The sequence below is a fragment of the Candidatus Competibacteraceae bacterium genome, from assembly GCA_016713505.1.
Classification (GTDB): Bacteria; Pseudomonadota; Gammaproteobacteria; order Competibacterales; family Competibacteraceae; genus Competibacter_A.
This window is the reverse complement of record JADJPA010000001.1, coordinates 1,465,066-1,479,237: the sequence shown is the minus strand read 5'-3', so window position 1 is coordinate 1,479,237 and position 14,172 is coordinate 1,465,066. Positions and strand designations below refer to the sequence as shown.

At 58.3% G+C, this 14,172-nt stretch carries 14 protein-coding genes; 12 read left to right on the top strand and 2 right to left on the bottom strand.

The features are described from left to right. Positions 1-122 precede the first annotated feature (122 nt). Together IPK09_06785 and IPK09_06780 are read left to right on the top strand one after the other, a co-directional pair. Positions 123-704 carry a L,D-transpeptidase gene (locus IPK09_06785; GenBank protein MBK7983317.1) on the top strand — a complete coding sequence of 194 codons (582 nt, stop codon included), beginning with the start codon at positions 123-125 and terminating at the stop codon, positions 702-704. A gap of 144 nt (positions 705-848) precedes the next feature. Beyond that, on the top strand, positions 849-1,070 hold the full coding sequence (locus tag IPK09_06780) for a hypothetical protein (protein ID MBK7983316.1): 222 nt from the start codon (positions 849-851) through the stop codon (positions 1,068-1,070). 114 nt (positions 1,071-1,184) lie between these two features. On the opposite strand, the gene IPK09_06775 is transcribed toward IPK09_06780, so the two are convergent. Then, complete coding sequence (locus tag IPK09_06775; protein MBK7983315.1) at positions 1,185-2,735, bottom strand: L,D-transpeptidase family protein; 1,551 nt, start codon at positions 2,733-2,735, stop codon at positions 1,185-1,187. Positions 2,736-3,015: 280 nt separating this feature from the next. Beyond that, the gene (locus IPK09_06770; protein ID MBK7983314.1) at positions 3,016-5,190 is read right to left on the bottom strand and encodes a D-(-)-3-hydroxybutyrate oligomer hydrolase; all 2,175 of its coding nucleotides are present in this window, start codon (positions 5,188-5,190) and stop codon (positions 3,016-3,018) included. Between the two features lie 103 nt (positions 5,191-5,293). Here IPK09_06770 and IPK09_06765 point away from each other — a divergent pair, with 103 nt between their 5' ends. From IPK09_06765 to IPK09_06720, 10 genes are all read left to right on the top strand, one after another. Continuing rightward, positions 5,294-6,121, top strand: coding sequence for a hypothetical protein (locus tag IPK09_06765; GenBank protein MBK7983313.1), 828 nt, complete (start codon positions 5,294-5,296; stop codon positions 6,119-6,121). Between the two features lie 171 nt (positions 6,122-6,292). Next, the gene (locus IPK09_06760; GenBank protein MBK7983312.1) at positions 6,293-6,706 is read left to right on the top strand and encodes a PaaI family thioesterase; all 414 of its coding nucleotides are present in this window, start codon (positions 6,293-6,295) and stop codon (positions 6,704-6,706) included. 52 nt (positions 6,707-6,758) lie between these two features. Further along, entirely contained in the window at positions 6,759-7,124 is a 366-nt protein-coding gene (locus IPK09_06755) for a hypothetical protein (GenBank protein ID MBK7983311.1), read from the top strand. Positions 7,125-7,130: 6 nt separating this feature from the next. Continuing rightward, positions 7,131-7,574, top strand: a complete 444-nt coding sequence (locus IPK09_06750) for a DUF4037 domain-containing protein (protein ID MBK7983310.1) — start codon at positions 7,131-7,133, stop codon at positions 7,572-7,574. Positions 7,575-7,968: 394 nt separating this feature from the next. Next, complete coding sequence (locus IPK09_06745) at positions 7,969-8,709, top strand: class I SAM-dependent methyltransferase (protein ID MBK7983309.1); 741 nt, start codon at positions 7,969-7,971, stop codon at positions 8,707-8,709. 297 nt (positions 8,710-9,006) lie between these two features. Next, entirely contained in the window at positions 9,007-10,818 is a 1,812-nt protein-coding gene (locus IPK09_06740; GenBank protein MBK7983308.1) for an NAD(P)H-dependent oxidoreductase subunit E, read from the top strand. After that, positions 10,815-11,555 carry a (2Fe-2S)-binding protein gene (locus IPK09_06735; GenBank protein ID MBK7983307.1) on the top strand — a complete coding sequence of 247 codons (741 nt, stop codon included), beginning with the start codon at positions 10,815-10,817 and terminating at the stop codon, positions 11,553-11,555. The genes IPK09_06740 and IPK09_06735 overlap by 4 nt, the downstream gene beginning before the upstream one ends. Then, positions 11,551-12,090, top strand: a complete 540-nt coding sequence (locus tag IPK09_06730) for an NADP oxidoreductase (protein ID MBK7983306.1) — start codon at positions 11,551-11,553, stop codon at positions 12,088-12,090. The genes IPK09_06735 and IPK09_06730 overlap by 5 nt, the downstream gene beginning before the upstream one ends. Positions 12,091-12,103: 13 nt before the next feature. Then, positions 12,104-13,618 (top strand): Ni/Fe hydrogenase subunit alpha, encoded by a 1,515-nt coding sequence (locus IPK09_06725; protein ID MBK7983305.1) that lies wholly within the window; start codon positions 12,104-12,106, stop codon positions 13,616-13,618. Beyond that, entirely contained in the window at positions 13,619-14,128 is a 510-nt protein-coding gene (locus IPK09_06720; GenBank protein MBK7983304.1) for a hydrogenase maturation protease, read from the top strand. Positions 14,129-14,172: the final 44 nt, after the last annotated feature.

Sequence of the window (14,172 nt, the reverse complement as noted above, 5' to 3'; positions counted from 1 at the left end):
CGCGGCTCTCGCAGGGCGGACCGCCTGATTCTTGCGCTGTTTTGCGGGCTGTTTTATAACGTTGCCGCTAAATAATATGGGTAAAGAGGGCTCATGACGGTATGTGGTATTCGAGTGTGAGGATGGGTTTGGTCGGTGTTTTACTCGGGTTGCTCAGCGCCTGTGCTTCCAACGATGTAGGACCCCCTGCGTCGCTGGAGGGGTTTGGCCCTGGCGCGGCGGAGTCCTGGTTGCTGGTGGATACCAAACGAGATACGTTGGCCATCATGCAGGGCAACAAGTCGCTAAAGACCTTTTCGCGGCTTGCCTTTGGCAGCAGCGGGGTCGGCGTGAAAGCCGGCCGCGGCGACAACAAAACGCCGCTCGGCGTGTTTCGCGTGGGTTGGATCAACGACCATAGCCGCTTCAAACGATTTATCGGTCTCGACTATCCCAATATCGACTACGCCAATCGCGCCTTACGGGAGCGCCGGATCGACGCCCTTACCTACGAACGGATTCGCGCCGCCTGGGTAAAAGGCTACACGCCACCCCAGGATACGCCGCTAGGCGGTCAGATCGGGATTCACGGCGTGGGAAGCGGCAATCCGGGCGTCCATCAAGCCGGCATCAATTGGACCAGCGGTTGCGTGGCCTTGGATAATTCGCAGATCGATTCGCTCAGGCCGTGGGTCAAGATCGGGATGCGAGTGGAAATTCGCTGAGGCTAGAGATTTAAATTGTTTTTGGGTTGAGTTTCCGTTGTATAATTGTTTTTGTTGTGTTGGAACAATATGGGTTGTGCCGTGACAACAATGGGTGTGTGTGGCACTTTAGACTTTGCGTAAATGATACTTAGGAGCTGAAAAATGTCCTTGAAGACTTTGACCAAGGTTTCCGCGTTGGCCCTGATTGCTGGTTTGACTGTTGGCTGCGCCAGCACCAGCGATGTCCAAAAAGCTCAGAGCGATGCCAGCGAGGCTAAGGCCATGGCGCGCAACGCCCTGGATACCGCCAACGAAGCCAAGTCCATCAGCATGGCGACTGAGGAAAAGATCAATCGCATGTTCAAAAAGTCGATGTATAAATAAATCGAATTTTTGCTGTCTAAAAAACCCCCGCACTCACGCGGGGGTTTTTTGTTGCCCTGTTGCAACTGATCGATAATCAATACGTCGGGTCAAGCAGGCAGAGTCCTCATTGAATTAGGGCTGTGTCGTTGGTGTTACAGGTCTAGGATAAGGCACCGGACTCCCCGAGGGTACGGAACGATAAGCCGATGGCGCGGCCGCGGAAGGCGCGGGCGCTGCGGTAGGCGGATAAGACACATAAGGCGGTTCCTGCGGATAATTCGCCGCGCCGGGGTTGCGGGTATAGCCGTCGTCGGGTGCGGCCGTCATGGATTCAGGACGATAGGCAGGCGTATCGACCGGCGCCATGGGAGTCGTCGGGGCCGTGGTCGGATGGCGGTAGGGCGGCGCTTGGTAGACGGTTGTAGCGCTGCTGTAAGGCATGGTGCGCGCGGGCGTGGCGGGAGCCGGACGATCGGATGGCGACACCGATGGAGTGGCGTAGGGCGGCACGGCATAGGGGTGCGGCGGCCGGTTGGCTGGTGGGTAGCTGGTGAGACCCACCGGCGGTGCCGGCGGTGTGTATTGGTCGGGCGTCGGATAAGGTGTCGGGCGCTGGGGGGAGGCTAGCGCCGGCCGATCCATGGGGGTCATGGGCGTCGTTGGCGCTGTCGTGGCCGGCGCTAGACGGGTCGGTTCCGCGCGAGTCGGTTCGCGGGCGGGCGGCGCGCTGGCCACCGCACTGGCTGGGGTCGGGCCTGGTTCGCCAGAAATGGAGACCGGCATCCCGCTGGCTTGCTCCACTGCGGCTTGCAGCGCGGTCGGGTTGACGCCGGGCATATCCGGCCCGATCTTAGCGCTGACCGCTTGTTGGGCTTGCTCCAGCGTGACCTTGATCGGCAGGTTGTCTTCTTCCAAGGGTTCGTGCGCTTCGACCAGTAATTCGTCGTCGAACCGGCCGACCTTCACCGGTTGGTCGATCAGCCGCACGGGTGTTCCTATCGGCACGATTCCAAACAGTTGCTCGATATCTTCAGGATACATCCGCACGCAGCCGTGCGTCACCCGCATCCCGATTCCAAACGGCTTGTTGGTGCCGTGAATCAGGTAGCCGGGAACGCCCAGCCGCATCGCGAAACGGCCCAGCGGATTGTCGGGTCCGCCCGGCACTACGTCCGGCAGGATATCGCCCTCTTTAGCATGTTCGGCCTTGATCGAAGCCGGCGGCCGCCAGGGTGGATCGATATCCTTGGCGACGACCTTGGTCAAACCCATCGGCGTTTTCCAATCCATCCGCCCGATGCTGACGGGAAAAGTATGGACCACTCGCTCGCCGCCGGCGCTGGCCGCCGGATAGTAATACACCCGCAGTTCGGCGATGTTGAGCACGATGCCCTCGCGCGGTGTATCAGGAAGAATGAAGCGACTTGGCAGCACGATGGGGGTTTTCTCGCCCGGAGCCCAGCGGTCGACGCCTGGATTGGCATGCACGATTTCGTCATAACCCAGACTGTGGGCGCGGGCGATATCGAGCAGCGTTTCTTCTTTCTTGGGGTAAACGACTTTAATCTCGCCGATGACATCCGTGCCGGCAGGGGGCAAGGGATAAACCACGGCGTGCGCGGCGCTGGCGATAATCCCCCCCAGCAACAGCCAGTGGAGGTGTTTGAAGAGGTGGCTCGGCATGAGAGGATTCAGTCTCCAGTTGTGAATCATGAAAATCGAAATTTTGCCCGTAATTCACAGGCAACACCAGAACTGAACCGGATCGGATCAGGGCCATCCTTCCCTGTTCCCTTGATGGAGCTTGGCACTGGGCCAAGTTCGATCCGATTTTGGGTTTGTTGGGGATGAGCGATGCGACAGTTGGTTGGTCGGACGCTTAGAAAAATCTCCCAGCAGCGTCAAACCGGTGATGGCCGACCGGCGGGCGATCATCACCGGAGCACCATTCGTTACCCCGCATTCAATCAGGAATGAACAAGGTGCTGTCTCGAAAGGAAATGCTGTTAGGAACTGAGGCCAGCTGATCGATCGGCGGCACGTTCGCGGCGGTAAGCGCTGGCGCGCTGCCTGGCACACCGCCGCGCGGTAGGGTGCGCACCACCTGTGACTCCGGCAACGGTTTGCCGGTGGTGAGGTGATCGTAAAGGTGGTCGAGGGCCTGGATTAGGTAAACGTGCAGCGGGACATAGCGAGTGTCATAGCCGGGAAGCGCTAGAAAAGCGTCAAAGTGTTGAGCGTTAGTGACTTCGATGTAGCGGGTATTGGATTTGCCATGCGTGGCAAGTTGGTTCGCCCCATAGTAAGCGCGAGAAGCATGATTCACGGGAATCAGTGTATCGGAACGGCCATGGACGATGATTGCGGGCTTGTTCTGAAGCCGGGCGCTCAGTTGTACCTCCTGGATACCCTGCCGAACTTGCATTGAAGCCGTGCGCAGCGGCTCGCTCAGCGGTCGGCCCGTCAAGATATCGCGCCCTTCGATGAGGTTGCGATGACAGATCGCGCCGTCAAGCGCGAAATCGGCCATGCCGGTGGAAGGTGATCGCGCCAGAAGGTCTAGCGCCGGCGCTTCCAGCGCGTTGTCATAGACGATATTGACGCCTGAAGTCGGCGGGACGCCGTTACCGATTCCGAAAATATTGTCCTCTAGCGCAGCGGCTTGCGCGATGACCGCGCCAGTGGTGGGGTCGGTGTTGGCAAAACTGAACCCACAGATCCGGTCGGTAACGCGGAAGCGGCCGTAGGCGTTGGCATAGGTCACCGCGATGGCGTTGGTGGCGAGCCGGTAGTGCGAGGCGTGAAGCAGGTCGCTGTCCGCCAGCCAGCCGTAGGTTCGCAGTTTGTCGAGCGCTTCCTCAGCCTGTCCGGCCAGGGTGTTCGCTTCGAGCAAGCCCTTGGCGTACAAGCCAGCGCAGCGGTTGGCCGCGCCCGCCGCGTTCGGAGCGGCAAGCAGGCTGGCGAGCGGCGAGCCGGCCGCGCGCGCGGACAACGCCGCGCACGGCTGGTACAGGTTGGCATGGGTGAAGTAGTCGAATAGCGGCCTACCGACCACAGGAAAAGAAGTCGCGCCTTGCTGGATGAGCAATCGGTGCGCGCCGGTGGTTTGCACGTTGGGTTCGGTGACCGCCACGCCGTCGATGAGGCCGTTTCGGTCTTGTTTGGCGGCGGCCAGGGCAGCGCCAGCGCCGTTGGAGATGCCCGAGGCGATGACCAGGGTATTGGCGCGGTCAAGCACCGTGCGGTTGCCGCCGCGCGGGTTGGGCGTGCCGTAACGCTCGTTTAGGACGTAGAACGCAAAGACGATGGCTTGCAGAGTATTGCGACCCCAGTCCTGCTCTGGGTTTTGTTGGGAGTGCGCGTGCTTGTAGGCTACCCGATCTGGATAGCGCGCATTAAAAGCGGTCCGCTCGGCGTCGCTTAGGTCGGCCGTAAAATGCGAGGCACCTCCGGCCGCGGCGGCATCAACGCGGGCGCCGTTGATCAAACCGACGCGATTGGTCGTGAGATCGTGCAATCCATTACCGGTGCCTTTGTCGGTATAAGCGACAGCGCAGCCGTGTTTGAGCCCCCATTCGCCCGATGCGCCGATAGCCCCGTAGATGCCCCGCGAGCCGGACGATGGGGCCGTGATGATGCAGGCGCGAGTCAGATCGAAAGTGCTGGGTACTTGAACCATCAGGGTGACGTTTTTTCGCCCGCTGCCGTCATCGGCGTAGGCGAGGTATTCGCTGCCCGCGATCTTGCCGGCTCCCGGCGTCGGGTCCACCGTGCCGTCCGGGGCCACGTTCGGGCCGTACAGCCGGCCGTAGCCGCCGGTCGTGGTGATGTCGAGCACCGCGCGATAGTTGGTGTGAATCGCCCGCTGGCGCAGTTCGGCCGCGCTGGGGTTGGCGGCGGGCGGCGTCGGATACGCCGCTTGCAAGCCATCCCAGCCCAAGCCGCCGGTCAGTAAATCGTCGCTGATCCCGTCATAGTCGTGCTGGCTGATCGCCCCGAGAAAAGCCGGTCTCAGGTTCGGCGCATTCCGCGCGCCGAGATTGATTTCCGGGTCGGCGGCGAATCCGGGGATTGTCGTTAACGATCCAACCACGGCGAGCACCGACCCCAGCCGCCATCTTCGCTGAGCCTGATTCATGGGCGTCTCCTTAATAATTCCAATAATTGTGATAATTTTAGAAACAATTTGGTTTTTCCAAGCGCCGCTGGTGGGGGCGTTCTCACGGCGAGAGAGCAATAAGATGAGCTTAGATGACACTGACTTTGTGCACCCCAACCATTTAAGAATTTTTATCGCGGCGGCCCAGGCGTTCGATTGCCATATCTTGGTGCGTCAGACGGGAAAAGCCTCCCTCGCATGGGTGGGAAAACGCGGTTATACCGGCAAGCGCGCCGATCTCAAGGCAAAAACCGCCAATCGCAATGTCGGTCGCCATCAGCTTGCGGGATTGGTCTGCTCACCCTTTTTGCTGCCCCAGGTCTTCACTGAAAGCCGCTTGGCTGACGCGCGCAGCAAATGGCTCGAAAGCAGTCACTTGATAACGCTACCCCGCACCGCCGCCGGGTTTGACGACGACGAGCAGCCGCGCGGTTGCCAGACGCCGTACTTGGTTCAAACAAATCCGCGGCACAGGCACTATGGTTGTATCGCCTTGGTGGAAATAGGTTTGTTGCGACCACGTTACGTGCATGGTGATTATGACCTTTACGCCATCATTCCGGCGGGACAGCGGTTTGATCCAAATACACTCGTTGTCCGCCGCTCGACATTAGGTTCCAAGATGGCCCCCGATAGTCTGAGCCAACAGCAGCTTTTACGCTTGGAGACGGCCAATCTGGAAGGGCCGCTGTCGTTTCGGGTAGCGACTTATATCAATACCTGCATCAGCAAGACCAGCCCTGACCTACTCGGCGCTTTGATGGTGAATCATGGCGAGCAGCTCAATATCGGAAAGGCGGGGCATACTTTCGAAGCTGTATTGGCGGTCATGCCAAAGCCGATCAACGGCCAATGGACACGCATTCTAACAACACGGGAAGACCACCAACAGTTTTACTTGGGGGCTTAGCGCGCGTTTGGGCGCTCAACGCCGAGGTTCTAAAGACCGGCCCGCCGGACGGTCCGAGCTATTGGCTGGAGCAACCGGACTATGTTCGGACCGCCGCGCGGGCCGTTCACTACTAACTTTTAACATCGACGGAGAGCTTGGGTGGTAACGAAAGAGCAGGTTATCAAATTCATGGCGGCGGAGTTTCCTCAAAGCAAGTGCCTGGTCGAAGCGGTCAGCGAGGGCTCTTCCATCATCCGCCACCGGGTCGGCATCGACGAGTTGCGTCCTGGAGGCACCGTGTCCGGTCCGGTGATGATGACTGTGGCCGATGTGGCGCTGTATGTCGCTATGTTTCAGCAGATTGGCATAACCCCTTTGGCAGTAACGGCGAGCCTCACTGTGAATTTCCTCCGCAAACCATCTTCAGATAAGGATATCTTGGGTATATGTCGGCTTATAAAAGTCGGAAAGTCGCTGGTTTATGGCGAGGTGACCCTGTATTCCGAAGGAAGCGATGATCCGGTCGCTCATGCGGTTGGCACTTACGCGATTCCCGGCGCGCGCGAAAGTAAGTCAGGGGGATCATCGCGGAACCTGGAGTGACTGAGGCTTTACGCCTGGCGTCGCTTGACGCTTTGAATAAGGAGCCATGCCCATGGAAAAATTGGCAGAACTTCTTACCGCCCGCGTGGCAACGCGCTATAGCCTTTTACCGCAAGTCGAAGCGGTTGCGCTGGCGGACTCGCAGACGAATGCGGTCTCAGATGCAAGCTCTGACATCGATCTCTACGTCTACTTGTCAGGGGAATTACCAATAAGCGAACGCAAGGCCGTGGCCTTAACATTTGCGTGCCAAGCTGAAATCGGTAATTGTTTCTGGGAACTCGGTGACAAGTGGCTCGACTTGCAGACCGGCATTATGGTTGATGTCATGTTTCGCTCGACCCATTGGATCGAGGGGCAATTAATTCGAGTTATCGACGAGCATGAGGCTTCCGTCGGCTACTCAACCTGTTTTTAGCACAATCTGCTGGCTTCCAAAGCGCTCTTTGACCGACGGGGCTGGTTTGCGGCCCTACAAACGAAAGCACAAGAGCCTTATCCCGAAGGATTGCGAAGGGCGGTCGTGGCCAAGAATTTTCCCATTCTGCGCAATACCTTCTCAGCGTACGCACACCAAATACAACGCGCCGTGGCGCGAGGCGACCGAGTCAGCATAAACCATCGCATAGCGGCGCTGTTGGCCATTTACTTTGATGTGCTTTTCGCGATCGATCGAATGCCGCATCCTGGCGACAAGCGCTTGGCGCGGATCGCGGAAGCACGCTGTGATCGCTTGCCCGCTGGAATGAAATACCAGGTCGATGCGCTGCTCGACGCCGCATCGACCCCAAGCATCGAAATTCTCGAATGCGCCGACCTGCTCATTGACGGTTTAGAGGCGCTGCTGCGTACAGAAGCATTGCTCTAATATCATTAATATAAGCATGGAATTTAGGTAATTTCTTGACGATTTAAGGATTTGGACTCCCTGTTGCCGTGTTCTAAAAAATTGCGATGATCGTGAAAAAAGATAGGTAAAATATCTCATTTGGTAGAAAAAATTATTATTTAAATTCAAATAGTTAATAAATTTATCAGCCGCCGCGACGAAATTGCTGACCATTTTATGATCGCCGTCTATCTGACATCTGCCATAATCGGATGGATTTGACGATACGCTCAAGACAGAAAATTCTATGATAAAACCTATAGTAGTCATGGTCGCTCGCCTGGTGCTTTCAATCTTTGGCATTTCCGATTGATTATTGACGGTGTTTATGACCATCTTAATTTAAAACTGGCGTCAATACTTAGGCCTGTATATGAACAACTATCAATTCTGTGCGCAGTGGGTTCTGGATCAAAAATATGGAAAAGATATTCGCATACTCGATTATGGTTGTGGTGCGGGGAGAATTTTGCATGAATTAAGAAACCAGGGTATTAATGCATTTGGGTGCGATATCTTCTATGAGGGAGGAGATTATTCAAAGTTTGTTGACCCCGCTCTTTTTTTAGATGGTACGATTAGAAAAATAACTAATAACACTATTCCTTTTGAAAGTGAGTTCTTCGATATTGTTATCAATAATCAGGTGATGGAGCATGTCGAGAACCTGAATACCGTACTTGCTGAAATTGAGCGAGTATTAAAACCTGGCGGCATAGTCTTGAATTTGTTTCCTGATAAGGGGGTTTGGCGAGAAGGTCACTGCGGAATTCCCTTTCTACACTGGTTTCCAAAGAATAGTTACTCGCGAATTTACTATGCGGCCAGTTGCAGGGCTCTTGGCCTCGGATACCAAAAGAACGGTAAAAATATAATGCGATGGAGTCAGGATTTTTGCGAATGGCTTGATAAATGGACTCATTACAGAACAAGGCGAGAAATTGATGCGACTTATGAAAAGTACTTTTATGATATCCAGCATATTGAAGATTACTGGCTTCGGCTAAGGCTCGGCAAACAAAAAATTATTGCTGGATGGTTGTCGGTATCAGCGCAAAAGCTTGCTGTAAGAAAACTTTGTGGATTGGTTTTTGTTGCCCGTAAACCAGTCTAAGGTTCGCTTCAATTCCCTCGCCTAATCCTCCTCCGCTTGCAATCTACTTTTTGCCAGATAGCCCACCGCTGGTGGTGGGCCATGCATTGAGTTTTGCTGATCGCTACGTTGGTGATGAATTCCGAGCGGCCAGAGTCGGACTTGCTCAGCATCGAAAAGCACCTTATAGTCCAACACTAAACTAGCGCTTTTTGCGCAAAATTGGAGTATAATTGATACACTGATCCGGCGGCCTTCTTGAACGAAACCCGCGCTCCGCGTCCCGCGCGGATCGGTGGAAACTAGGAGGGGTCCTCGATGGAAGCCAGCGTGCTGGTCCAGACAATCCGCGACATCGTGCAACGCCACCAGAAGTCGCCGACCCGGCTGTTGCAAATCCTGCGCGAAGTGCAAGACAGCCTGACGTGGCTGTCGGCGGACGCCATCAGCGCCGTCGCCGAAGCACTCGGCATCTCGCCGGACAAGGTGCGCGGCGTCGCCGAGTTTTACTCCTTCCTCTACACCGAGCCGCGCGGCTCCTACGACATCCTGATCAGCGACAACATCACCGACCGGATGCTCGGAAACCGCGAGCTGCTGCATTACCTCAGCGACCGGTTGGGCGTGGCGATCAACGGTACCCGCGCCGATGGTCGGGTCAGCGTCGGCACGACTTCCTGCACCGGCATGTGCGATCAGGGACCGGCGGCGCTGGTCAACGGCTACGCGCTGACCCGCCTCGACAAAGCTCGCTTGGATCGCATCGTCGAACTCGTCAACGCCAAAACCCCGCTGGAACAATGGCCGCGCGAGTTCTTCGAAGTGGTGAGCAACATCCGTCGGGCCGACCTTCTGCTAGGAAGGCATTTCGCCGACGGCGCGGCGCTGCGGGCGGTATTGAAGCGCGGCCCGGAGGCGATTCTGGAGGAAATGGTCAAATCCGGCCTGCGCGGGCAGGGCGGCGCGGGCTTCAAGTCCGCTGCGAAATGGCAGTCCTGCCGTAGTGCGCCCGGCGAGGTCAAATACGTGGTCTGCAACGCCGACGAGGGCGAACCTGGCACTTTCAAGGATCGGGTGCTGATGCAGGATTACGCCGATTTGGTGTTCGAGGGCATGACCGCCTGCGGCCGGGTGATCGGCGCGCGGCAGGGCTTCGTCTACCTGCGCGGCGAATATCGCTACATGGTGGACACACTCAAGGCCACCTTGCAGCGTCGCCGCGAGGCGGGTTTGCTGGGCGAGGCGATTCTGGGTGACGCTAGCTTCAGTTTCGATATCGACATTCACATGGGCGCGGGCGCTTACGTCTGCGGCGAGGAATCGGCGCTGATCGAATCGCTGGAGGGCAAGCACGGCGTGCCGCGCATCCGCCCGCCGTTCCCGACCACCCACGGCTATCTCAATAAACCAACGGTGGTCAACAACGTCGAAACCTTCGCTTCCGCCGCCAAAATCGCGGTGGAAGGCGGCAACTGGTTCGCCAGTCGCGGCACCGCCGAATCGAAAGGCACCAAGCTGCTCAGCCTCAGCGGCGACTGCGAGCGGCCCGGTATTTACGAATACCCGTTCGGCGTCACCGTCCGGCAAGTGCTAGAAGACTGTGGGGCGCGCGACGCCCAAGGCATTCAGATGGCGGGGCCGGCCGGCCACATGATTTCCGCCAAACTGTTCGACCGGCGCATCTGCTTCGAGGATCTGGCCACCGGCGGCTCGTTCATGGTGTTCGACCACGGCCGCGACATTCTCGACGGCATCCGCAACTTCGCCCATTTCTTCGTCCACGAAAGCTGCGGCTTTTGTACCCCCTGCCGGGTCGGCACCTCCTTGCTGCGCGATCTGATCGATAAGGTGCACACCGGCCACGGCACCCGCGCCGATCTGGAAGAAATGCGCAAGCTCGGCCAGATCATGCGGGTCGGTTCCCATTGCGGCCTGGGCCAGACCGCGCCCAATCCGGTGTTGGACAGTCTCGACCAGTTTCCCGAAGCCTACGAGCGGCGCTTGCGCTCGACCGCTTACGAACCGGCGTTCGATATGAACGCGGCGCTGGAGCAGGCGCGCTGGCTGACCGGCCGCACCGACCCCGACGCCTATTTGGATGAAGACGCTTTACTGGGGGCCATGCCATGAGCGAGGAACAAAGCTTCACGCTGGACGGGCGCAAGGTGCTGTTTCAGGACGGCCAGACCATCATGGCGGCGGCGCTGGCGGCGGGCGTCTATATCCCGCATCTGTGCTTTAACCCGGAATTTCCGCCGCACGGCAGTTGCCGGGTCTGTCTGGTCAAGGTCAACGGCCGGATGCTGGCCTCTTGCACCACCCCGGCGGCGGCGGGACTGAACGTGCAGAGCGAAATCGAGGAGGTGCGCGAAATCCGCCGCGGCATCCTGCAAATGTTGTTCGTGGAAGGCAATCACGTCTGCCCGGCCTGCGAGAAAAGCGGCGCGTGCCAGTTGCAAGCGGTGGCCTATTACGTCGGGATGCTGGCCCCGCACTACACCCATTTTTACCCGCGTCGGCCGGTGGATGCCTCGCACCCCGACGCCTTAATCGACTTCAACCGCTGCATCTTGTGCGAGCTGTGCGTGCGCGCCAGCCGCGACGTGGACGGCAAGAACGTGTTCGCGGTGCAGGGCCGCGGCATCAAGGCCCATCTGGTGGTCAACACCCCGTCCGGCAAGCTGGGCGCGACCGATTTCAGCATCGATGATAAAGCCGCTCAGGTCTGTCCGACCGGCACGATTTTGCGCAAGCACAGCGGTTATGAAATCCCCATCGGCCAGCGCCTGTACGACCGCAAGCCGATCAACGTGGTCGGCGACGTGGCCGCGCTGGCGGTCAGCAAGGGAGGCCGCCGTCATGATTGAATCCAAGGTCAGGGTCGCCACCTGTTCGCTGTGCGGCTGCTTCGGCTGCCACATGTCGCTGCTCGATCTCGACGAGCGGCTGTTCGATCTGGCCGAGAAAGTCGAGTTCGACCGCAGCCCGCTGACCGACATCAAGGAACTGGGCGAGTGCGACATCGGCATCGTCGAGGGCGGCATCGCCAACGTCGAAAACGTCCACACCCTGTTGGAATTTCGGGCGCGCTGCAAAATCCTGATCGCGATGGGCGCGTGCGCGATCAGCGGTGGCATTCCGGCGATGCGCAATCAGTACGAACTGAAGGATTGTCTGGAAGAATCCTATACCCGTGGCGTCGGGCTGGTGGATGCCCAGATTCCAAATGACCCCGAAATCCCGCTGCTGCTGAACCAGGTGCACCCGATCCACGAAGTGGTGAAGATCGACTACTTCCTGCCCGGCTGCCCGCCGTCGGCGGATGCGATCTGGACGTTCGTCAGCCAGTTATTGGCCGGGCAGCCCATCGCGCTGCCCTACACCCAAATTCATTACGACTGAACAGGGGCGCGTCATGAGCGAATTGGAAACGGCTGCCCAATCCGATTATTTGTGTCGGGTCGCCATCGACCCGTTAAGCCGGGTCGAAGGCCACGGCAAAGTCACCTTATTGGTGGATCGGGATCACCGCATCCGTCAAGCCCGCCTGCACATCGTCGAATTTCGCGGCTTTGAAAAATTCATTCAAGGCCGACCCTATTGGGAACTGCCGGTGGTGGTGCAGCGCTTGTGCGGCATCTGCCCGGTCAGCCACCATCTGGCGGCGGCCAAGGCGGTCGATCAACTGCTGGGAATCGAAGAAATCCCGCCGACCGCCGAGAAAATCCGCCGCCTGATGCACTACGGTCAGACCCTGCAATCGCACGCGGTGCATTTTTTCCATCTAGCGTCGCCCGATTTTCTGTTTGATTTCGACGATAAGGTGGCTCACCGCAACGTGGTGGGCGTGATGGCCGACCATCCCGACATCGCCCGCCAGGGCGTGAAGCTGCGCAAGTACGGCCAGGAAGTCATTCGTCTCACGGCGGGCAAGCGGGTGCACGGCACCGGCGCGATTCCGGGCGGAGTTAACAAAGCGCTGACCTTGCAGGAACGCAACTTCCTGCTGGCCGATGTCGATCTGATGGCGCAGTGGGGACGCAGCATCCTCAAGCTGATGAAAACGGCCTACGCCGCCAACCCCGGTTATTTCACTCACTTCGCCACCATCCGCACCAATTACCTCAGTTTGATTCGGGCCGATGGGGCGTTGGATCTTTATCACGGCGGCTTGCGGGCGAAGAACGAGCAGGGCGGGTCGATCTTCGATCATCTCGACTATCGGCGCTACGCTCAAGTGTTGCGCGAGCAGGTCAAACCGTGGAGCTACATGAAATTTCCGTTCATCAATTCGCTGGGGCCGGACAAAGGCTGGTATCGGGTTGGGCCGCTGGCGCGCATCGACAATTGCGATTTCATCGCCACGCCCTGGGCTGAGGAGGAGCGCAAGGAATTCATGGCGCTGGGCGAGGGCGAGCCGATTCATGTGACCTTGGCCTACCACTGGGCGCGGATGATCGAACTGCTGCATTCCATCGAGGCGATCAAGGAATTGCTGCTCGATCCCGATATTTTCGGCGACGAACTGACGGCGAAGGGCGAGGTGACCCCACGGGAAGGGATCGGGGTGATCGAAGCCCCGCGCGGCACGCTGTTCCATCATTATCGGATGAACGAGGATGGGCTGATCGAAAAGGCCAATCTGATCGTGTCCACCACCAACAACAATCAGGCGATGAACGAATCGATCCGCCAAGTGGCGGAGCGCTACTTGGACGGTAAGGAATTGACCGAGCCGCTGCTGAACCAGATCGAAGTGGCGGTACGCGCTTACGATCCCTGCCTGTCCTGCGCCACCCACGCCCTGGGTCAGATGCCGCTGCACGTCGAGCTGGTCGAGGAGGAGTCGGGCGCGTTAGTGGATTGTTTGGTGCGGGATGCGGATGGAACCGTTCGCCGGGAGGAACCCGCGTTAGTCGCTGAAAGTTAGGTGAAAACGCCGGGGCTGCTGATTCTGGCCGTCGGCAACCCCAGCCGGGGCGATGACGCGCTGGGGCCGCTGCTGCTGGAACGGCTGGCGGGGTTGCGGGAGCAGGGCGGCGGTTGGGACGACATTGAACTGCTCACCGATTTTCAGTTGCAGATCGAACACGCGGTGGATTTGGAGGGCAGGAAATTAGTGCTGTTCGTGGACGCCAGCGTCTCCTGTCCGCCGCCCTGCCAGTTCACCCGGTTGCAACCAGCGCGGGATAGCAGCTATACCAGTCACGCCCTGACGCCCGCCGCCGTGCTTCATGTTTATGAACAGATCAATTCGTCTCCGCCGCCTCCGGCCTTTTTATTGGCGATCCGAGGTGAATCTTTCGAGTTGGGCGAATCGTTGAGTCCGGCGGCAAAGGCGAACCTTATGGCAGCGCTGGAATTCGTTGGTCGATTGCTGGCGCATCAAGAGGTTGGGGAATGGGACGAATCATGGGCTGATAAACCCGTCTGGCATTAAGTCGCTGTTCATCGAACGAAGTGCGATAATGCACCGACTTACAA